The organism is Spirosoma endbachense (genome assembly GCF_010233585.1).
Lineage (GTDB): Bacteria > Bacteroidota > Bacteroidia > Cytophagales > Spirosomataceae > Spirosoma > Spirosoma endbachense.
Genome location: NZ_CP045997.1, coordinates 7,341,242 through 7,362,890 on the forward strand (window position 1 = coordinate 7,341,242; position 21,649 = coordinate 7,362,890).

A 21,649-nucleotide genomic window follows, 5' to 3' on the forward strand; every position below is an offset into this window, starting at 1 on the left:
TTCGCACCAGAAACCCCAACAGAACATGCTAAAAAACTTACTCAACTTATCAGGGAAGAATGCGCTCGTGACAGGATCAAGCCAGGGTATAGGTCAGGGAATTGCACTAGGTCTTGCTGAATTTGGCGCCAATGTGCTGGTTCATTACCGCAGCGATGCCGATGAAGCCAAGAGCGTATCGGAAGCTATTGCTAAATTTGGCGTAAAAACCAGCGCAATAGGTGTCGATCTGGCAAGCGATAACGCAGCCGACGATTTATTTGACCAAGCCACGAAGCAGTTCGGCTCTATCGATATTTTGGTATTGAATGCATCCGTTCAGAAACCCAAACAATGGGCCGAAACCACCCCTCAGGAATTCGAGGAGCAGGTGATGGCCAACTGGAAATCGACATTATTTATCATGCAAAAGTTTTTGCCCGGCATGACTGAGCGCGGCTGGGGACGAATTCTTACACTGGGTAGTGTTCAGGAACTGAAGCCGCACCCCGCTATGGTTGTTTATGCCGGTACGAAAGCTGCGGTGGCGAATACGGTTCGCAATCTGGCCATTCAGGTAGCCGATCAGGGCGTTACAATCAATAATCTCTCCCCTGGTATTATCGACACGCCACGCACCGATGAACCGACCCCGCCTATACCTGATCGCATTAGCCAGCGCATGAGCGTTCCGGTTGGCTACGACGGTCAGCCAGAAGATATTGCCGGAATGGCTGTCCTTCTCTGTTCCGATGCCGGACGTTATGTGACGGGGCAAACAATTTTCGTGGATGGAGGAATGAGTTTGTGAGGATTAGAGCTTCGCGCAGAGGTGTCGTTCAGAAGCGTGCCACGGTTATTAGGAGCAGCATTAGAAACCGTGGCACGCTTCTGAACGACACCTCTGCGCGAAAGTTACGGATCTAATTATCCACCAAATCAACGTATTCTGCGACGAGCGCCCAGCAGTGAGCCTCGCACTGCCAGCGCATTTGCATAAGCGGCCGATCAGCGAACCGGCGCAACCAGGGCTGTTCGTAAGCGGTAAGCAAACCGGCAATGAAGAAATTGAAGGTGTCGAAGTCCCGTTCAATATGGTTCGTATCGATGGTAGGCAACACCTCCCCTAATCGCCTGAGCGACGTTGCCAGTATAATTTGTTCAAGACGATTGCCGGTTTTGCTCAACTCCCGATGCGCATCGGCAATAAGCCGCGAACGAACGGATTCCAGTTCAGGTATCGTAAAAGCCGCCATCAATCGGGCCAGATGGTAAATAATCAGGGAGGTGCGGGCATAATGCGGAGCGCACCGAAATGGCTCGGCCACATACCGGCCTGACTCGACTACTGAGCGCAGATAAACCAGCGAATCGGCATCGTGCTGATTGCGGGGCAAGTTATACTGGTAGATGCAGAACAGGACATTGCTTAAGGCACAGGCATCAAAATCGACACCCATATTTTTCCCGAACCAGGTGGAGTACGCACGCAGATTTCGGTACTCGGGATAGGTATTTTTGATTTGATGCCGTTGGCTCCCGTTGGCATGCCGGGCTAGTTTCGCTTTAAGCCAGTTCAATGTATCGGTGGAGGGCGGTTCAGCGATCTGGGTCAGGTAGACCATGGCCGTATCGTCAATATCGTCGGGAATGCGAAAATGCTCGAAATGACGAAACAGATAACCATTGGGAAAGTGTCGGGATGGCCGCGTTGGCCAGAAATTATAAGTATCCAGCCCATCTTTGTTCTGAAAAATGGGGAAGGCAGTCCGCGCCTGTTCCGAAATCTGGCGGATCAGATGCTGCGTATGGGGCGAAACAGCCGAACGCAACGACTGTACTGTAAAAACCGTAATGGCCGTAAAAAAGATATTGGTATCGGAACGTCGATAAAAAATGGCCGGATTACTGCGAAATGAAGGGAACAAACCGGTTTCGTCCTGCAAATCAGCAATCTTCTCTATAAGATAATCCGTAGTCAACGTTGCCATGTTCTTCGTAAACATACGTTTTGTTCTAACTTTTCCATTCCGAGAATTAAAGTGCCACTACGTCAGAATGATAAAATTATATATTGTTATTGATGCGTGAATTAATTTGTAAAGAAGGCGACCTATTTCTATAGTGCGCCCCTTTTTAGAATCACCCGTTAAATTGGATAACGGGCTAAATTTAGTCCCGTATGAAAGGCAAAAGCAAACGTATTGGGCCATCCGGGTAGTTGTTTTTGACGTGTTCAGGGCTGGCGGTGATGAATATGTCGATGGCCACCACCGCGCTTTGCGCGGTTCAATCTTCATCTCATCGAAGCGCACTTTTCGTCAGTGGCCGGATCATTCGTGTCGGCTATTCGCTGGTTCAGCTCCAGGTTAGCCGGATCTGCATTCAGGGTTTCACACTTTCGTTCGACGTGCGAACCATGCCCGCTGACATTGCCCATCGTCTTTAATTTGGCAACTCGTAAAATTGTGTAAGCCGATAGTAAACGGGGATAGATTTAGTGGTATGCCGCGCTATGCAGGACGAACAAGCAATGGAATCTCAGCGTGAACCGATCGTGTGGAGGGGAAAAACTGAGTTCGCTTTCGCGCATATACCACCTTTTAAAACAAAGGTGGTATATGCGCGAAAGCGACGGTAAACTAAAGTTACAGGCTGGCCAGCATTACTCTTGCCAATAACCTTCGTTTTTGTAAATATTTGATAATTGACACAATTTAACGTTAACCTCTCTTAGGGTAATTCCTTGCCCAGTTACTAAAAGAAGCCACTTTAGAAAGGAAAGAAGGGGAGTAACCAGCATTTGTGCAAATGCTGGTTACTCCCCAGTAATTGGATTTACATTATAATACGTCTTATCATCGCCAAGAGAAAATAGAGAATTTAAGCCAGTTATTGGCGAGTGAAATTTATTGCTTCGGGTAACGAAAAGCCATCACCTTGTTTTTTGGTACGAATACCCTCCCGATTAGAAAAATTAGCCTGAAGAACGTTTTGATTTACCGTCAAGTGAATGTTTACTGATTTGTCTTTTTTCAAATCGTTAAATATTCCGTTGATCGTGTTCAGATTACTAGGAGTACCTGTTGCCAAAATGGTTGAACGCTTGTCAGAATAGTTTGTATTCTTAAATTCCAACGAACTGCTCACTGCTTTTTTATCTTTCTTATACAGATGAAAGCCGACTATGGCATCAGTTCGGATGTTACCTGGAAATAAGATATTCTCCTTTTTTAATAACATCGTTACCGTGTCTTTTCCGTTTGTCCACATCCAAGTTCCTACGAATTTGTCCAGGTTATTATTCGTGAGATTACTTCCTGAACGGGGAAGCTCTTGTGCGTTGGAAACCGAATTGATCATAACTAAAAAATAAAGGAAGCCGACTATTTTTTTCATTGGAGTAAGTGATTATGAGTTATCGCGTTAATAGGTGTATTGTCTAATCTCCTATGTGCAAATACAGAAAATGGTGATTAGACTAATTGCAGGGATTGCTTACAATATTACCCTGATCATCCACTTTGATGGGATTCCAGTTGCTAAAGTCATCGTTGCCTTTATGGAGACGTAGGCCACAATCGGTTGCCTTCAAATATTGCAGAAAATTCTTCTCATTTGTATCCTTGTCATTAGCAGGCTTGATGTTGAAGAGGTTTTCTTATGCGATAGAGTAAAGGTCAAAAGATCCTGTATTGGTTATGTAATCGGCAAACTTCTTGAACTTGTCCAGGTCATCAATATACAGCAAATATTGGGTACCCGAGGCAGTGACTACACCTAACGAAAATGTTTTGGGATCTACCATTTTGTTTTCCTTATAGATTCCCACTATAGCATACATATCATCGGGAGAAAAGATTGATAATAATCCGGTATAGTGCGAATGTATTAATCCGTTTATAGGAGCGGTAATATTTAAAGCGACGCCTGCTGTGTTTGGCTCCCCCTGGAAGGCTTGATAAGTAGTGCCAGTGACCGTATAGGCTGATTCGTAGTTTTGTGTTACTTTACCCTTTAGATCAGCCATTTTGGCCTTGAAGTCATCGTTTTTACTCAGGCTTTCCGAATCCTGACAGGGGTTGGATGGTTGTGTTTGGGGGGCTGGTCCAGTCCCTTCACCTGGACTAGGGGTGCCACCGGTATCATAACACTGTTGATAAGAGTCAGTATCTACTAATTCCCAACTTGTACAGTAATACTCATCCGTGGACCCATGTCCGTAGTCTGGATATGAACAGTTCCCATTGAGACCTGTTGTCGTTGTACCATAAGTAGTTAACGAACCCCAGTGGAGATTTCGCTGCCTCAGACCACCTGATTCCGTTGCCAATTGACCGCGCCACGGTGGCCACTGCACATAGTTCATCAAACAGACGTTAATAGGCTGATGAAAAGAAAAATAAGCGGGGCCGCCCGGCGGTGATCAATCACCAGTGGAATCGACTGATCTGGCGATGACGGAATCGGGTAGTCAATATGCCCGAAATAACCCCTCAATCAAATCAAGCACTGATTGAGAAACTGGGAAAGTTTGAAGCAAGCGGATTGCTGGCAGAGTACGACGCTTAATTTTTTTTAGTGTTTTGCTTACTGTTTCGCTTGCTAAAGGTCAAAAACGGCCTTTCCAGCTTATAGAGGTTAGTTAAAGTAATTAAAACGTAACTGTTAATACGTTCTTTTTTTTCAAATTAAGGTTGAATATTTGCGTCTACAATTGCTTTTCGCATGTCCAATCTAGTTTTATTTGACGATCTGACCATTCGGCCAGCGCTGCTGCCCTTTACCTTTACCCGTCCCGTGGCTGGTATTCGGATTGGAATACAGACGCTTGCCGAGAAATGGGCCGATGCATTGGGTCAGATACCGTCGTATTTGACCGAGTCTTATCTGGCGGTAAAGTTTCCACAAAAGGCTGATGCAGACAATTGGTATGTGAATGGCGCGGTCTGCCCAACGGCCGCTTTGCAGACATCCATTTCGGCATTGCCAGTCGGCAGTTGCCTTCATACACCCGATGGGCTGGTACTGGCCGTAAGGACAGATAAACCGTTATCGACCTCCCCCACGCTCAACGACCCCTATGAGTTCAAGGCGTTTGCTGAGCCGCTGACTATTATCAGAAATCTGTGGGATATTTTTGTCCATAACGGCGATCAAATCCGAGCGGACTTTGCCCGCTTGACAGCCGGGCGGCAATCTGCTCCGATTACGGACCCGTTTACGCGGTGCTATGCCCCCGAAAATATCTTTGTGGAAGAGGGTGCCACCATCCGGGCCTCGGTCCTGAACGCAGAAGGAGGCCCCATTTACATTGGCCGTAACGCAACCATCAGCGAAGGTTCCGTTGTGATCGGCCCATTTTCGCTCGGCGAAAGCTCTACCGTAAACTGGGGCGGAAAAATGCGGAGCAACACGACAATCGGGCCATTTTGCAAAGTTGGCGGAGAGGTCGGCAATTCTGTCTTCTTTGGCTACAGCAACAAAGGTCACGATGGTTTTCTGGGCAATTCGGTCGTTGGCGAGTGGTGCAATCTAGGAGCTAATACCAATAATTCGAACCTCAAAAACGATTACAGTAACGTTAAACTCTACTCCTATGCCACTGGTCAGCTCGAAGATACCGGACGTATTTTCTGCGGGCTGATGATGGGCGATTTTACAAAAGCAGGCATCAGTACCATGTTTAATACCGGTACTGTTGTTGGTGTTAGTGTCAATGTTTTTGGCAGCAGCTTTCAACCTAAATACATACGATCCTTTTCGTGGGGCGGAGCCAGCGATGGCTTTATGACCTACCGTCTTGAAAAAGCTATTCATGTAGCTACCGAAGCCTTCAAGCGACGTGACCTGGACTTCGACGAGCAGGAAGAGAACATTTTACGGGAAATCTTCAATATCGAACGGATGGGGCCACCCACTATAACTCCACTCAGCATCCTAAACAGCCTATAGCTATCCAACTCGCTTAATGATCGCACCGGATATCACTACGGGTGATGTTGTGCGGTCAACAGATTATGCAATTCTCCGAAATCATAGGCCATACCGAAACCAAACAGTTACTGCTGAGGGCCGTTCAGACAAACCACCTTGCCCATGCGTTGCTGTTCGACGGGCCAATGGGTAGCGCCAACCTGGCACTGGCACTGGCGCTGGCTCAATATGTCAATTGCGAAGACAGGCAGCAGTCGGGTGAACCAGGTATGGATTCATGCGGTCGATGCGCATCCTGCATAAAAATCCAGAAGCTCGTGCACCCCGACCTGCACATGGTCTTTCCGGTGGCGAATCTGGCCAAAGGAAAAACGTCGGAAGCCTATCTGGCCGATTGGCGAAAATTTTTGCTTGACCAGCCTTACCGAACCCTACCCGAATGGCTCGAAACGGTCGGGGCAGATAATAAGCAGGGCAATATTTCGGCCGAAGAGGCTCGTGCCATTTTGCAGAAACTCTCCCTCAAAGCGTATGAAGGTGCTTATAAGATCATGTTGATCTGGCTTCCTGAACTAATGAACGTTACGTCGGCCAATGCCCTGCTGAAAGTATTGGAAGAGCCACCAGCCCAGACATTATTCCTGCTCGTTACGAATCAATCCGACAAATTATTAATTACGATTCTATCGCGAACGCAGCGTGTTGCCGTCCGGGCTTTTTCGGATGAAGAAGTAGCAACCTATCTGCGCCAGCACCTGAATCTCGATGAAACAACCGCCCGCCGGACGGCATATCTGGCCGATGGCAATCTTTCGGTAGCCTTGAATCTGGTCCGGTCTGAACCCGATCAGGGGTCGGGTTCAGACCGGCACACCTGGTTTGCCGATTGGATGCGGACCTGCTACCGGCAGGATTTAATCACACTGGTTAAACAAGCCGACCAATTCGACGGTTTCAGCAAGGAAAAACAAAAAGGTTTACTTGAGTACAGCATCCGACTCTATCGGGACTTATTTTTGTGGCAACAGGGAGCCGGTGCCCTGCTTCGCCTGCCTGATGAAGAAATGGCCTTCGTCAAAAATTTCGCCAAAATACTGACAATCAAACACATTGAACAGATCGTAAGCGATCTGAATGAAGCAACTTACCACCTCGAACGAAACGCCAGAGCCAAAATGATTATGCTGGATATGTCACTCACATTTAGCCGATTGATCAGGTCATAAGCTTTCGGTTTATGGTTTTCGGTAAATAACTCAGGAATCAGCGTTGACCCGAAAGTCCAGAAACCGTAACTCATTATCCATGAAAGTCCGCCCGAAAAAAGCCCGAGTTGCTAAGCCTAAGCAGATTATCGGTATGACTGATCTGGTCGATTTCCCGGATCTGGCGCTTTTCGATGTACAGGCGAAAGTAGATACGGGAGCTTATACATCGTCGCTGCACTGTAATGATGTTCAGCTCGTGAAGGTGGAGGGAAAAATAAAATTAAGTTTTGGCGTAATTGATAAAACCGGAGAGGGCACAAGACGGTTTTATAGTGACGAGTTCAGCCAGCGGATGATTCGTAATTCCTTCGGAGTAGCCGAAAAACGATATGTGATCAAGACGCGTATCGTCTTGTTTGGGCGCATTATCCGGGCCGAATTTACACTTGCCGACCGCGAACAACTTAAAAACCCGGTTCTCTTAGGCCGAAAACTACTTCGTAATCGTTTCGTCGTCGACGTTTCGCAGAAAAACCTGTCTTATACAGCCAAAAATAACTCTCGTCAGAAGGCCACCAGAGCGGTCATCAGCCCTCAGTAAACTTAATTTATCAGCAAAACGGCCTGGCGGTTACTCTACCACTCTTTATTAAACACTACCTCAATGCGTATTGCCATTTTATCGGCCAATCCGAATTTATATTCTACCCAACGGCTCCTTGATGCCGCCAATCAGCGTGGTCACGAAGGCGTTGTGGTAAACCACCTGAACTGCCAGGTCATGATTGAAGGCGGCAAACCATCTGTACTCTACGAAGGCCGTGAACTGGAATCATTCGATGCCATCGTGCCACGTATTGGAGCCTCCGTTACCGATTACGGCTGCGCTATTGTCCGGCAGTTTGAGATGATGAAAGTGTTCACTACCGCCAAGTCGCAGGCCATTACCCGATCACGCAATAAACTCCGGAGTTTACAAATCCTCTCGAAAGCCGGGGTCGGTTTACCCAAAACGGTCTTCGCCAATCACCCCAAAAACGGCAACGTTACACAGCTCATCGAACTGGTTGGCGGGCCGCCCGTTGTGATCAAACTATTGGAAGGAACACAGGGAATCGGCGTGGTTCTGGCCGAAACGACCAAAGCCGCCAAATCGACCATCGAAGCCTTCTACGGATTAAAAAAGCATGTTTTAGTCCAGGAATTCGTTGCTGAAGCGAAAGGATCTGACCTCAGAGCCTTTGTGATAGGTGGTCGGGTTGTGGGGGCCATGCGACGGCAGGGTCTTGACGGGGAATTTCGATCAAATATCCATCGGGGAGGCAATGCCGTGGCCGTAAAACTTACGCCGGATGAAGAGCAGACTGCGATAGAGGCAGCCCGCGCGCTTGGTCTGAAAGTAGCCGGAGTCGATATGTTACCGTCCGACCGGGGGCCACTTGTACTCGAAGTTAACTCGTCGCCGGGATTAGAAGGTTTCGAAACCGCAACCGGCATTAACGTGGCCGATCAGATCATCGCCTACATTGAAGATAAAATCCGGGCCGACGAAGGCGATATGGTTGGGGTTTAGTTTGGTTCATGAAGAAAGTAGAATGAATAGTGTAGAATAGATAATTTTGCGAATCCCTTTATCTGTTCCGTCTTAGTATTACGATATGCCTGCTCTTGACCCAGACCTGAAGAAAGCGATTGTCCGGATGCCGGGCGTTGAGAAAGATAAGCTACTCCTTCGACTTATTGCCAAAGATGCGGTTCTGACCGAAAAACTCCAGTTTGAGCTGGTCGAACACAGCGACACCCTCGACGAACGTCGTGAGCTGATCCGGCAGTTTATCAGCCGAACGGCCAATCTCAATCAGGATTCGGCGGGTTGGGTTATGATGGATATGCGGACGATTAGTGGGTATATCAGTCGGCATCTGAAGGTTACCAAAGACAAGTACGGCGAGGTGGAATTGATGTTGTATATGCTCAATACGTTTTACGATCACAACGCTCATCTGCTTCAGAAATATAACTCCCGTACGGATAAAGCCGCTGATTACATAGCCAAGCGTACAGATCAGGTGCTAAAAAAAGCCAGTAAACTTGATCCTGATTACCACATTGAATTTGCCGACGAGATCAATAAACTCCTTCGTTGGGTACATTCTACGGCTCCGGCCCATTACGCCCGGCAGTTAGGTTTGCCTACTGAGTGGGCGGTTTAGCCACGATCAGTTAGTCTCTACTTTTATTGAACGATCGAGTAGTTGCTTCCCTATGAGGTTTACTGAACAACGATTTTCCGAATAGCCTGGTTACTCAGGTCGGCTACATACAATATGCCTTTGCTATCTATTGCGATGGATCGTGCGTTATTAAACCGGACCGCTGTACCTGCGCCATCAACGTAGCCCGGACTACTGCCAGCAATTGTCGTGACCGTACCATCAGGGGTAACCTTCCGAATCAGATAGCTGTCGGCTACATATATATTACCCTGTTTATCAACCACTAAGCTATTTATACTACTGAATGTAGCGGCCGACCCTTTTCCATCACCACTACCGTTCACCTTTGGCTGGCCTGCCAGCAAGCTGACCACGCCTGCCGGTGTAATTTTCCGGATACAGTCATTCGCATCACCTACATACAGATTGCCGTCGGTATCAAATGCGAGCGCATCAGGATTACTAAATTGAGCCTCACTCAATGTTCCGTTGGCATATCCTCGGGTGCCACCCGCAAAAATGGTAAGGTTACCGTTCCGGAAGAGTCGAATTGCACCGCCATCAGAAATGTAAAGATCACCGTTCGAAGCGGTAGTAATTCCATAAAACCCAAGCGGGTTTCCCACACCGATTGACACGCTGGTTAACGTACTCACTATACCTGCCGGGGTAACCTGGCGAATGGATGCGCGAGTCGTACTATTTTCCGACAGCAACATATTTCCCGATGCATCCCGGCATACGTAACCTCCACCCGCCAGATAGAACGACGCACTGGCTCCGGCTCCATCGGTTATACCAACGCTCCCGTTACCGGCCAGTGTTGTTACAACGCCCGCTGGCGATACAAGCCGAATGCGTGCATTATTTAAATCAACGACGTAGATATTATCGGCCTTATCGCACACGAGTGCTGATGGGTTTTTGAATCGGGCTGCTGAACCGGTTGCATCCACATAACCTTCTGTGCCATTACCTGCGAGGGTCGTAACGATAGTGCCAGTGGTGGCGGTAGGCGGTGTTGTGGTTGTGGTCGAAGGGGGCATAGTCATCGTGGTCGAGGTGGGTGGCGTGGTCGTACCAGGGGAAGGGGAATCTGTTTTCCCTGAACAACCTGCCAGCAACAGACCTATCACCAGCGTAAAAATGTAGATAGAAGCGAATTTCATTGTAGTAATCAATCGTTGATTTCTCAACAAAATTCAGCTCCCCAAACCTGGCATACTATAGTTAGTGCTAACGATTTTAGGCCAGACTTTACGCTTATGAATAACTCATGCCAGACCTTGTTCGCGCGCAAAATTGACCAGGCCAACGGGGGTATCGATGCCGAGCTTGCGGGCAATGTTACGCCGATGAGCATTGACGGTAAACTCACTTAACGAGAGCGCATCGGCTATTTGCTTCGTGGTCAACCCACCGACAATCTGCTGAATAATTTCAATTTCCCGTTTTGTCAGCTGGTATTTCTGCATAAAGGCGTCGGCGGGTGGCTCAACCACCACCCGTTGGAGCATCGGGAACCACGGCCGTCCTGCCCAAACCTGCTGCACGGCGGTTTTAAGCGTTGGCGCATCGGTGGTTTTAAGCAAATAACCCATTGCACCGAGTGCCTGCACCTCCCGCATACGCTGAGGTTGATTGTAGCTGGTGAAAACAATGACCTTTATGGCGGGAAAATCCCGACGAATCTGTTTGAGAGCCGTCAATCCATCGGTCTTGGGCATATTCAGATCCAGCAGGATCATATCGACAGGATGCCGGTGGAGGTAATCCAGTAACTGATGTCCGTTATTGACAGCAGGCAACAGATCGGTATCGGGCAGATCGGCCAGGACGCTTCGAAGCCCGTCGAGCAGGAGCGGATGGTCGTCGGCAAGGAGTAGCGTCATGATTCAGACAACTTAGAGGTCAACGTTTGCCGGGCGGTGGTGTTGTTACACTAGTCTTGTAAATAGCAGAACGAAACCGCCCATTCGAAATACGGATACGGCTACCATTTTTATTGTGGATAGCTTCACCCATAAAAGTTCCTTCAACAATTCCGGCAGCTTCGTCGAACCGGGTCACAGTCAGCGTTCCGCTACCTCCTTTACTGGGATCGGCGGAGTAGCCTTCGGTCTCAGAAATCGAGTACGCCAGCGCCAGGTATTGCGCCGGATCGATAGCAACGGCCGTGTTTAGTGTGATGGATTCAGGGAAGACCACACCAAGGGCCGTCGTGGCATTATCGGCATTTTGTGCCGCTACAACGACCACTAAATTTTGACTGATTGTTGCTGCCACGGGCGTATTCTGACTGTTATTCACGTTTGCTATCCATTCTTTGTCGCCAATGGTTGCCGACACGTAAAATTCAGGCTCTGGTTCAGGCGAAGATTTGCTACACCCTGTCAGTAACCCAATACTAAACAGGATCAGACGTAAGCTGGTTTTCATAGCCTTTGCGACACAGATTGAAAGTTATTGAAGTCTGTGCCGAACAAAGTTCCTCGCTGCATCTTTTGCCTGAAATAGTTACCGCTAACTAATTCACCGACTGAGTAGGTCGATTAGCCTCTCTGCTACTTTCAGGCAGTTCGAGATCATCAATAACGACCAGCGTGCCGCCATCCGATTTACGCTGCACATCCATCTGGCCGTGGCGCATGGCCACTTTGGCCCGGATCGTCTGCAAGCCCTGCCCATCGCCCCCGGTGTTAGCCGTTATGCCCACGCCATTATCTTCCACCAGAATAGTTACGTGCCGATCATGTTCAATAACCTCAACGGTAGCTTCTGTAGCCTGGGCGTGTCGAATCACGTTATGAACCAATTCCTGCACAATTCGATAGAGGTCGCTAAGAAATGACAACGGCAAGGCCTTGTCAAATCCTACCACAATAGTATGAAGCTGTACTTTCCCTGACATATTGACACTTTCGGCCAACTCCTCGATGGCGCGCCTAAATCCATGCTGCTCAATGAGTTGCGGAGTCAGTCGATGACTAATGCCACGTACTGTACTATTGATGGACGTTAGGACATCCTGCGCTTTACGGAGCTTTGGAGCAGTTGATGCATCTGGTGCCACCGTTTCCAGGGCCGACGATACGTTAAGCAACACGACTGCCAGTAATGGATTCACCTCGTTGTGTAGCTGGTCGGCAATGGTTAGTCGCTCGTTTTCCTCGGCTTTTATAATGCCTTGCATTAAGTCAATATGACGCTGTTTTTCGAGCTGTTCCAATTGGCTTTGTTGTAGGGCCTCGCGCTGCCGGGCCCGAATCTGCCGGTTTCGCACATACAATACTAGCAAGCCAATAGTCAGAACAGCCAGTGTAATAATGGCTCCGTAAAATAGTCGCTCACGGCGCAATTGCCGGGTCCGGGCTTCATTTTCAGCATTCAGCCGGTCAATCTGCTGCTCCTTGTCCCGAATTCTTACGCGAGCCAGAATCTGCTGTACAGCCCGATACTGGTTCAGACTCGTCAGTGAGTCACGAATGGCATGGTAGGTATCGAGTGCCTGCCCATAACGGACATAATTACCCTGCGCTTTGTTGAGTTCGGCCAACGACTGGTAATAGTATAACCCAATGGCCGAATACTGATTCGTTGTTGCGGCAGTTGTTAAAGGAGCCAGCATTTGCCGGGCTTTGTCATAATGGCCGGTTCGGAGTAAAGCGCGTACATAATGAAGCTCGAGAGGAATCCGCGAAAACGAAACCGAAGTCAATCCTTTTGTTAGCGATTGTTTATAGTAATCAGCTGCTTTCGCCAATTGTCCATCCTGTTCGGCCAATAGACCAGCCGCCAAAAAATAACCGGAATACGGAATTTGGGCTTCTGCTCCGCCAAACTGCCGACGACTCGAATCAACGAAGACGCTGGCCTGCTTTATCTGACCCTGATAAACCCGGATAATGGCCATTTCGGCGTTAAAATAAGGCACCATTGGCGCCTTAGGATTGGGTCTGACAAGCTCGTCGTAAACCATATCGGCAAACTTTCCGGCATTCTCGTAATCCGTTAGCAACAGATTTAATTGAGCAAGTTTGAAAAGAACAGTCGGACGAGGACTGCGAAAATAGACCGTCGTACGTTCATAAAAGCGGGGATTTCGGGACAGACTACTGTCTTTGGCGAGTTCGAGCAGACTGTCGAACGCCATAACTTGTTGCTGTAGATTAGTCAGGTAATACGAAGCCAGACTATGACGAGCCATGAAAAGCGCGTTTTTATCAGGCAGGTCTGCTGACAGTCGGATCGCTTCTTCGAAATCGGCCCGCATGGCCTCACGTTGGTCCGACCGGATACGCGAAGCCCCCCGGAAGTCGCGTAAAAGAGCTAACGTTTCGCGATCATTGGCAGACCGGGCAGCCTGTTCGCCGAGCGTTAAATAGTGGGCTAGCGAATCGGGCTTACCCCAGTCATAATAAAGCTGAACGGTGTAGGTCAGTGCATGGCAGTATAATAAAGGAATAGCTCGGGCATTCTGGCGAGCCTGCCGAAACAGAGGTTCGGCCTCGTCGTAATGATTCAGCGATTCTTTAGCTTTTCCCCAGTTGATAAGCAGGATATGAATCCAGCGTCGATTGCCGCTCTTTTGTACTTTCGATACATACTGAGCCAGCCATTCATATGCCAATGGTAGGTTCGTTTGCCCTACATCCTGAATCAGGTCGCAGGTTTTCCGAAAGGTCTGTTCAGTAATCGGCTGCCGCTGAAGTTGCGTCCAGGCAGCATGCGCTTCGGCGTCAGTATACGTACGAGCCCAGGCGCTGATACCCGTTAGCCACCAGATTCCAATTCCGACAAGTAGCCAACCTTTCATATAGCCTTCCGCACAAAAACAAACCCACATCATACCTCAACCTAGAGGGAGACGTATTATCCTATTGAGATATCCACAAAAATAACCCTGCTATAATGCAAACAAAAAGGAGTTATTTTCCGGCATAACAGGCAGTAAAAACTTAAAATCCAGACACTTAACCGACAGTAATGAATACTAACTGATCAATGCCGGCGATTTGCCGGTTGAAGCCATTAAATCGACCGTTCCTGCAATTTTTCAACTTTTGATTGGCTATCTGTATCCTTTTAATCGCGTTAAAAACTGTAAGCCAGTGCCAATCCAAACGCACGAACGCCATAATAAGGGCCCTGCAACTGAGCAAGAATAGTCGGTAAATTCAGGGTGGCTTTAACTGTATAAAGTGGCAGATCTGTACTGTCAATATCGTTCTTCAGTTTTACGATATCAGCGGGTTTTAAACTTGGCCAAAGTGGGTCTTCGCCTGTAAAATTGGCGGTAATTTTTGTTCCGTAAAAAGGCCCTAACAGCCACAAATCGAGCCCTACCCGTTTACCAAACATCCATTGATAGCCCAATAACAGACCCGCCCCACCCGCACTGAATCCAGCATCAAGATGGGCATGGTGTAGAATACCATCACTGGGTGTGTAGGTATAATCCTGACTGATATCCATGTTTATATAGCGAACAAAAGGGGCTATATACCAACCCGTTGGTGCGTGACCTGCCATATAGAATCGATACTCCAGTGTTGCGATTCGTTTCGTAAACAGCGTATTGTCGATAGCCCTTTTGGCATCATCATTCCCACCATACTGGTCCATAAGTGCCTGTTTGAAAGGAAGTGGGGCATTGGGTGATAAACTGGCCGACAATGTAATGGAGCTCCGTCGGGAAAGTAATCGCTCATACTGGACGGTATAACTCTTTATGGCCACACCCGACAGGTTGATTTTTACAACAGATCGATTCGTTAACAGTTGTGCCTGCCCGATAGAAATACCGGCTAGTAACGTAGAGAGGATAAGACTAATACCTTGCTTTTTCATTTCGTCCAGTCTGAATAGTGTTTTTGATCAGACCAAAATTGACGATAAGCACCTCCGGCGGCAATAGTTACACCTAACTATCTTGATGGCCCGAAAATGGGTGGTAACCATTTATCGAATTCGATTACCCGTTTGCAGGTATTCAAAACCCCAGCCGCTCTCAGCGGGTTATACCTTCACCAACCCATTCTATTACTCATGAGTAAAACCGTTCTGATAACTGGCGGCACCGGTACCATTGGCCGTCATTTAACCCAATTACTTCGTCAACAAGGTTTTCAGGTTTCACTGCTTAGCCGGGAAAGCAAGCCCGTATCGGGCGTGACAGTCTATCAGTGGGACATTGATAAAGGACATATCGACCCGAAAGCGATTCAAACCGCCGATCATATTATTCATCTCGCCGGAGCAGGCATTGCCGACGAACGCTGGACCGATGCTCGTAAAGATAAAATCCTGACCAGTCGTACTCAATCCACCGAACTTTTAGCGCAGGCACTCGCGAAAAATCCACATAAAGTAAAATCATTCATTGGCTCATCGGGCATTGGTTTTTACGGTAGCGACACCGCCGATCGGCCATTAACCGAAACAAGCCAGGGCGGGTCCGATTTTCTGGCTCAGGTAGTACGCGCCTGGGAACGCTCGGAGGACCTGATAGCTGCACTAGGCATTCGAACCGTCAAGCTACGAACGGGCGTCGTATTGACGATGGATGGCGGGGCATTACCTAAATTAGCGCAACCCGTTCGGCTGGGAGCTGGCGCACCCATCGGATCGGGTCAGCAATATATTTCGTGGATTCATATCGACGACCTCTGCCGGATGTACCTTCAGGCACTGACCGACGAATCGTGGCAGGGTGTTTATAATGCGGTAGCTCCCAATCCTGCTACGAACGAATCGCTGACAAAAGCCATTGCCAGCGTGTTGCACCGCCCTATGATCCTGCCCAACATTCCGGGCTTCGTGATTAAGATGATGTACGGTGAACTGGCGATTGCCGTCACAGGAGGAAATTATGTTCTGAACAAGCGTATCGCCGATGAAACAACGTTCGCCTATCATTACACCGATTTAACGAATGCGCTCAAAAATCTTTTACAGTAAGCCATTTACAATAAGTGGTAAGTGGTGTCGGGTTTGAGAACCCGACACCACTTACCACTTATTGTAAACCTAACTAACTCCACTCCCGATCGGCCGAATCACGGGTATTCCACACATCGGTCGGCGCAAACCAGGTACCTCCTTTTTTCAGGAATTTCTTGGCTACTTCTTCATTCAATTCAACACCAAGACCCGGTTTTTCGGGCACCCGAACAAAGCCTTTCTCTACGATTGGCTTCATGCCTGTGATCAGATCTTCCCAACCCACCACATCGACACCGTGGTGTTCAAGCGCTACAAAATTCTCGGTGGCAGCCGCACAATGCACATTAGCCATCATCGAAATCGGCGAACCCGCAAAGTGCATCGCCATCGGTATGCCTTTTTCTTCGGCATAATCCCCAATTTTTTTCGTTTCCAGCAAACCGCCTGATGATGCCAGATCCGGATGGATCATGTCAATGGCTTTGGCGTCGATGAGTTTGATAAAACCTTCTTTCAGGTAGATGTCTTCGCCCGTCAGCGTGGGCGTATCGATCGCATCCGAAATTTGCTTCCATTGATCGGTGTAGAACCAGGGGACAAGATCTTCGAGCCAGGCCAGCCGGAAAGGCTCCATCGCTTTACCAATCTGGATCGCTGTATTCACATCGAAATGGCCAAAGTGGTCGGCAGCCAGTGGGGTGTCATAACCGACAATGTCGCGTACTTTGCCAACGTGCTCCACTAATCTGTCTAAGCCTTTTTTGGTGACCTGAATACGGGTGAACGGGTGCTTCGTATTGGCGTAATTCCCCAGCTTACCGGGTTCTGAGTCATTCCACTGTCTTTTTACACTCCAGTTATTGGCATTGACCAGCATGCCCGGCTGATCGGCCAGCATGCCGATACCAAAGTCCATTTTCAGGAAGGTATAACCCTGATCCCGGCGCTTCTTCATGTTTTCGGCAAAGCCTTCGTAAGTATCGGCTTCGGGTGTATCGGCGTATAACCGAATGAAATCGCGGTATTTACCACCCAGCAACTGATAAGCCGGTACGTTATAGGCTTTACCGGCCAGGTCCCAAAGAGCCATTTCTACCCCGCAGACGCCACCGGCCGCCCGGCTCTGGCCACCAAACTGCTTAATCTGTTTGAAGATCTGCTCAACATTACAAGGGTTTTTTCCGAGTAGGCGGCTTTTGAGCATCAGGGCATAGTTGGCGCTGGCTCCGTCGCGAACCTCTCCCCAGCCTACGAGTCCCTGGTTGGTATCGATGCGAATGATGGGGCTGCTAAAGGGCACACCATTCAGGATCGCTACGCGCATATCGGTAATTTTCAGCTCCGATGGCTTAGCGAAACGACTTACCTTCTGCGTGATAAACTCCATCTCTTGTTCGGCCGCGTAAGGCCCAGGCTGTTTATCGAACATGAGACCAAGCGACAAGCCACCCAGACTGGCATTCCGCAGGAAATCACGGCGGTCAGATGATTTGTCGGATAATGACAATCGAGATAAAATGTTTTTCATGATAAAGGTTATCGGGTTTATAGATAATCATTTATAAAATGAATCAATGCCAGTATTTTACTTATCTGGTTGCCTTTTTGGTTATGATTACCTTAACAAATCAGCACTACTCGCCAACTCGATAATACGTTCTCAGTTAACCGTAGGGGCCAGTTGTTCAAAGACTAAAAATACGTTCAAACGTTTGCCATGCCTATCATTAATTCTACTAATCCTTCAACGCCACTTAAAGCAATGATAAAAAGGACATTACTAGTACTGACACTTTGTATTTGGGGCGGTTTTATTGCGCAGGCCCAACGGGTAGGTTCTTCTCCGGAGTATGTTAAAGCATTAACCGCCGATTGGAAAGGAGAACGGTTTCCGGATGGCCGTCCGAAAATACCTGATCTGGTTCTGGAGCGGTTACAGAATTGCACACTGGAGCAAATCTGGGGTTATCTAGGGAAAAAAGGCTATCGGAATCAGGTCGAAAAAAACTGGGTTATCCTCAAACCGGGTGAGACGATGACCGGCCGTGCCGTGACCGCTCAGTTCATGCCGACCCGACCCGATCTCGACAGTTTGGTCAGAGCGCAGGGCAAAGCCGAAGGCCGATCGCAAAAAGGAGGGATCAATATCTGGCCAATTGATATATTAACCAAAGGCGATATTTATGTAGCTGATGGCTATGGAAAGATCAAAGATGGTACGTTAATCGGGTCAAGTTTAGGGAATGCGATCTACGGAAAAACGGGCAAAGGCGTCATCTTTTACGGATCGGTTCGCGATATGCAGGAACTGAAAGACACGAAAGGATTTAACGCCTGGGTAAAAGGGCATGATCCGTCTTACATTAAAGATATGACCCCAACGTCAATCAATGCCCCGATTCGCATTGGTGAGGTTACCGTGATACCCGGTGATGCCGTCTTTGCGAATGAATATGGAACCGTATTCATTCCGGCGCACCTCGTCGAAGGGTTGGTATCGGCGTCTGAAATGACCGCCCTGCGCGACGAGTTTGAACGGGTACTCCTTCAGCAGGGGAAATATCCATCCGGTGAAATCCACGGCGACTGGTCCGACAAAATCAAAGGTGAGTTCAGAGCCTGGGTCGGCAAGTATCCGAAGAAACTGGCAATCACCGAAAAAGATATCGAATCCTATCTGGCCAAAGAAGGCCATTGAGCGAGTCTGCTCTGAGCAGTCAGCGACTGATGGTACCGAAGGTAAACAGGGTTCGCGCAAAGGATCTGCCGACTGAAAAATGCTTACGTAATAGGCCTTAGGGCCTATTATTTTTTAGGGATGAAATTTATAAATCCTGATTTTTGCATTGTCATAAATAAAACCAGACTAATGAAATCCAGTCTTGCCCTCTTCTTTTCTTTTAGTGCTCTCCTTTGCGTAGAAAGCGCTTCATTCGCTCAAACAATCCCCAAAGATGAATTGGTATTTTTAACATCAGAATGGCAGGGTGAGCGCTTTCCCGATGGCCGGCCTAAGATTCCTGATGCCTTATTGGAACGAGCTAAAAACATAGGGCTCGATGATGCCTGGACCGTTTTAAAAAATGAAGGCTATACGAATCAGTATGAAGGCAACTGGAAACTGATAAAGGATGATGTGCCGGTAATCGGTCGTGCCGTTACGGCCATGTTTATGCCGAGCCGACCGGATATTGAGAAAAATATTAAAGAGCGGGGTTTTACCAAACAAGGTCGAAAAGGCAATACAAACACCTGGCCAATAGAAACGCTTACCAAAGGCGACGTGTACGTAGCTGATGCTTTTGGCAAAATTGGTGGCGGAACACTGATGGGGGCGACATTGGGGAATGCCATTTTTAGTAAAACCGGCAACGGAGTTATTTTTAATGGGGCCGCCAGAGATCTTCAGGAATTGCAGAATATCAAAGGATTTAATGCCTTTGTCCGTGATTTCCACCCTTCTTTTCTGGAAGAAATGGTGCTCATGGGCCTCAATACACCGATTCGCATAGGTAGTACCATGGTCTTACCCGGCGACCTGGTGATCGCCCAGCGGGAAGGCGTTCTTTTTGTTCCGGCCCACATGGCCGAACAGGTGATCAGTACCTGCGAATTTGTTACCCGCAAAGACCAGTTTGGCTTTGAAATGGTTAAGTCAGGGCGCTACACCACTGGCCAGATCGATAGCCAGTGGACAGACGATATTAAAACTAATTTCCTCAAATGGCTCGGTCAGCATCCCGAACTGGGAAGCATGACGCGACCCGAGCTGGATAAAATGATGAGCAAAAGAACATGGTAAGTCAGGTCTGCATGCGGTCAGCTAGCTGACCGCATGCAGACTCGATCCGAACCTCTCCCCCAGTCTCCGTGTTTTTACTATATGACCGATTATCTGAAAGACGCCCTTCGCAAAGCGGCCATGTTTTGCGCCTATCAGGAACGAACACAGCAGGAAGTACGCGACCGATTGAAGGAATGGGGCGTTTTAGGCGACGATGCCGAAGAAGTTATCGCCGAGCTGATTCAACAGAATTACCTGAATGAAGAACGGTTTGCTAAAAGTTTCGCCGGGGGCAAGTTTCGGGTAAAAGGCTGGGGTAAACGAAAAATCAAACAGCACCTTCAGCAACGGGGAATTTCGGGTTATAACCTCGAAGAGGCTATGAAAGAAATTGCCCCGGATGACTATCGAACCGCTCTCACTGAACTGCTGGACAAGAAACGCCGAAGCATTCGCGACGACAACCCGCTGATTGTCAAACAAAAACTCGTCCGTTATGCATTGAGCAAAGGCTATGAGTCAGATTTAGTCTGGCAGGTATTGGGGGCAGATGAATAAGCCGATAAGAATGATATCTGTTTTTGTTTTCTGAGCCAAATACTGGTTCTTTGCGGTTTTGCCGGCCATCTATCATGGGTAATGAATCAGCGTATCGTCTCGATTATTCTTCTTAATTATAACTCTCATCAGTTTACATTTGACTGCGTCGACTCGATTAACGAAAAAACGCAGGGGGTTCATTATGAAATTATTGTCGTCGACAATAACTCATCGCCCGATAATTACAAGGCGCTGGAACCCGTTGCCAGCCGCCCAAACGTTCGTCTGATCCGCAGTCGAATTAATCTCGGTTTCTCGGGTGGAAATATGATGGGCATTCAGTTTGCAGACCCCAGAGCCGACTACTACTATTTTTTAAACAACGACTGCCTGCTCCGGACAAATGTGTGCAGTCAGTTAGCTGCATTTATGGACGCCACACCTGACGCGGGTGTGTGCGGGGCGCAGATGTTTGCCGGTGACGGATCACGGCAGGCAACATTTGGTTATTTACCCACGCTCGGGAGCAAAATTCTTGGCCATAGCTTTGTCCGGATGCTCAATCCGGCTCTCTATCCTCCCATCCGGCATATTTACACCGAACCGCAGCGTGTTCCGTTCATTATGGGTAGCACGCTCTTTGTCAGAGCATCGGCTTTCCATACGATCGGCGGCTTCGACGTCGCTCATTTTCTCTACGTCGAAGAAGAAGATCTGGCTAAGCGGTTGTTAATGAATGGATTTTACGCGTATCTGATTCCACAGGCGGAGTATGTCCATTTTACGGGGCAAAGTACAAACCGCAACTACGACGTCGAAAAAGAATACTACATTTCGCTCTTTTATTACTTCCGGAAATACCACTCCTGGACCGAACGAGCTTTATTCAGGGCTTATTATTTTATCAAAAACGGTCGCAAATTCCGCCGTAACCGGATCTATGCCCGACTGGCCGGATTCATCTGGCGCGGTAGTCCTATGCGTGAGAGTTTGCGATACCGTCAGGTTATTCGGTAAGGGAATCGACAACGACCGCCGTC

Annotated in this window: 21 protein-coding genes; 12 read left to right on the top strand and 9 right to left on the bottom strand. The window is 48.3% G+C overall.

All coding sequences use genetic code 11. From position 1 onward, the window contains the following. Positions 1-25 precede the first annotated feature (25 nt). Positions 26-790: an SDR family NAD(P)-dependent oxidoreductase gene (locus GJR95_RS29880; protein ID WP_162389344.1), complete on the top strand. Its 765-nt coding sequence runs from the start codon at positions 26-28 to the stop codon at positions 788-790. Positions 791-902: 112 nt separating this feature from the next. Here GJR95_RS29880 and GJR95_RS29885 read toward each other — a convergent pair whose 3' ends face one another. After that, positions 903-1,970, bottom strand: coding sequence for a hypothetical protein (locus tag GJR95_RS29885; protein WP_162391913.1), 1,068 nt, complete (start codon positions 1,968-1,970; stop codon positions 903-905). A gap of 236 nt (positions 1,971-2,206) precedes the next feature. Between GJR95_RS29885 and GJR95_RS29890 the strand changes: the two genes are divergently transcribed. Next, positions 2,207-2,428 carry a hypothetical protein gene (locus tag GJR95_RS29890; RefSeq protein ID WP_162389345.1) on the top strand — a complete coding sequence of 74 codons (222 nt, stop codon included), beginning with the start codon at positions 2,207-2,209 and terminating at the stop codon, positions 2,426-2,428. A gap of 443 nt (positions 2,429-2,871) precedes the next feature. On the opposite strand, the gene GJR95_RS29895 is transcribed toward GJR95_RS29890, so the two are convergent. Together GJR95_RS29895 and GJR95_RS29900 are read right to left on the bottom strand one after the other, a co-directional pair. Next, positions 2,872-3,378: a DUF6705 family protein gene (locus GJR95_RS29895; RefSeq protein WP_162389346.1), complete on the bottom strand. Its 507-nt coding sequence runs from the start codon at positions 3,376-3,378 to the stop codon at positions 2,872-2,874. Between the two features lie 262 nt (positions 3,379-3,640). After that, positions 3,641-4,348, bottom strand: coding sequence for a hypothetical protein (locus GJR95_RS29900; protein ID WP_162389347.1), 708 nt, complete (start codon positions 4,346-4,348; stop codon positions 3,641-3,643). A 359-nt stretch (positions 4,349-4,707) separates the two neighbouring features. Between GJR95_RS29900 and GJR95_RS29905 the strand changes: the two genes are divergently transcribed. The 5 genes from GJR95_RS29905 to GJR95_RS29925 all read left to right on the top strand — a co-directional run bounded on the left by GJR95_RS29905 (position 4,708) and on the right by GJR95_RS29925 (position 9,337). Further along, on the top strand, positions 4,708-5,934 hold the full coding sequence (locus GJR95_RS29905; protein ID WP_162389348.1) for a putative sugar nucleotidyl transferase: 1,227 nt from the start codon (positions 4,708-4,710) through the stop codon (positions 5,932-5,934). 65 nt (positions 5,935-5,999) lie between these two features. Further along, positions 6,000-7,142, top strand: a complete 1,143-nt coding sequence (locus tag GJR95_RS29910; protein ID WP_162389349.1) for a DNA polymerase III subunit — start codon at positions 6,000-6,002, stop codon at positions 7,140-7,142. Between the two features lie 79 nt (positions 7,143-7,221). Next, positions 7,222-7,725 carry an ATP-dependent zinc protease family protein gene (locus tag GJR95_RS29915; RefSeq protein WP_232540900.1) on the top strand — a complete coding sequence of 168 codons (504 nt, stop codon included), beginning with the start codon at positions 7,222-7,224 and terminating at the stop codon, positions 7,723-7,725. Positions 7,726-7,788: 63 nt separating this feature from the next. Beyond that, on the top strand, positions 7,789-8,697 hold the full coding sequence (gene rimK, locus GJR95_RS29920) for a 30S ribosomal protein S6--L-glutamate ligase (RefSeq protein WP_162389350.1): 909 nt from the start codon (positions 7,789-7,791) through the stop codon (positions 8,695-8,697). A gap of 85 nt (positions 8,698-8,782) precedes the next feature. Then, positions 8,783-9,337 (top strand): hypothetical protein, encoded by a 555-nt coding sequence (locus tag GJR95_RS29925; RefSeq protein WP_162389351.1) that lies wholly within the window; start codon positions 8,783-8,785, stop codon positions 9,335-9,337. A 59-nt stretch (positions 9,338-9,396) separates the two neighbouring features. Here the strand turns inward: GJR95_RS29925 and GJR95_RS29930 are convergent, their stop codons facing one another. The 5 genes from GJR95_RS29930 to GJR95_RS29950 all read right to left on the bottom strand — a co-directional run bounded on the left by GJR95_RS29930 (position 9,397) and on the right by GJR95_RS29950 (position 15,190). Beyond that, entirely contained in the window at positions 9,397-10,509 is a 1,113-nt protein-coding gene (locus tag GJR95_RS29930) for an NHL repeat-containing protein (protein WP_162389352.1), read from the bottom strand. 105 nt (positions 10,510-10,614) lie between these two features. Beyond that, positions 10,615-11,232 carry a response regulator transcription factor gene (locus GJR95_RS29935; protein WP_162389353.1) on the bottom strand — a complete coding sequence of 206 codons (618 nt, stop codon included), beginning with the start codon at positions 11,230-11,232 and terminating at the stop codon, positions 10,615-10,617. A 19-nt stretch (positions 11,233-11,251) separates the two neighbouring features. After that, positions 11,252-11,779, bottom strand: a complete 528-nt coding sequence (locus GJR95_RS29940; RefSeq protein WP_162389354.1) for a hypothetical protein — start codon at positions 11,777-11,779, stop codon at positions 11,252-11,254. Positions 11,780-11,867: 88 nt separating this feature from the next. Further along, the gene (locus tag GJR95_RS29945) at positions 11,868-14,156 is read right to left on the bottom strand and encodes an ATP-binding protein (protein WP_162389355.1); all 2,289 of its coding nucleotides are present in this window, start codon (positions 14,154-14,156) and stop codon (positions 11,868-11,870) included. 278 nt (positions 14,157-14,434) lie between these two features. Further along, a complete protein-coding gene (locus GJR95_RS29950; protein ID WP_162389356.1) occupies positions 14,435-15,190 on the bottom strand; it encodes a DUF3575 domain-containing protein in 756 nt (251 codons plus the stop codon). Between the two features lie 198 nt (positions 15,191-15,388). On the opposite strand from GJR95_RS29950, the gene GJR95_RS29955 reads away from it, so the two are divergent. Then, the gene (locus GJR95_RS29955; RefSeq protein WP_162389357.1) at positions 15,389-16,300 is read left to right on the top strand and encodes a TIGR01777 family oxidoreductase; all 912 of its coding nucleotides are present in this window, start codon (positions 15,389-15,391) and stop codon (positions 16,298-16,300) included. 73 nt (positions 16,301-16,373) lie between these two features. Here the strand turns inward: GJR95_RS29955 and GJR95_RS29960 are convergent, their stop codons facing one another. Further along, entirely contained in the window at positions 16,374-17,813 is a 1,440-nt protein-coding gene (locus tag GJR95_RS29960; RefSeq protein ID WP_162389358.1) for a mandelate racemase/muconate lactonizing enzyme family protein, read from the bottom strand. Between the two features lie 234 nt (positions 17,814-18,047). Between GJR95_RS29960 and GJR95_RS29965 the strand changes: the two genes are divergently transcribed. From GJR95_RS29965 to GJR95_RS29980, 4 genes are all read left to right on the top strand, one after another. Then, positions 18,048-18,983, top strand: a complete 936-nt coding sequence (locus GJR95_RS29965) for an RraA family protein (protein WP_162389359.1) — start codon at positions 18,048-18,050, stop codon at positions 18,981-18,983. A gap of 171 nt (positions 18,984-19,154) precedes the next feature. Next, complete coding sequence (locus GJR95_RS29970; RefSeq protein ID WP_162389360.1) at positions 19,155-20,087, top strand: RraA family protein; 933 nt, start codon at positions 19,155-19,157, stop codon at positions 20,085-20,087. Positions 20,088-20,168: 81 nt separating this feature from the next. After that, positions 20,169-20,627 carry a regulatory protein RecX gene (locus GJR95_RS29975; RefSeq protein ID WP_162391915.1) on the top strand — a complete coding sequence of 153 codons (459 nt, stop codon included), beginning with the start codon at positions 20,169-20,171 and terminating at the stop codon, positions 20,625-20,627. Between the two features lie 81 nt (positions 20,628-20,708). Further along, a complete protein-coding gene (locus GJR95_RS29980; protein WP_162389361.1) occupies positions 20,709-21,626 on the top strand; it encodes a glycosyltransferase in 918 nt (305 codons plus the stop codon). Positions 21,627-21,649: the final 23 nt, after the last annotated feature.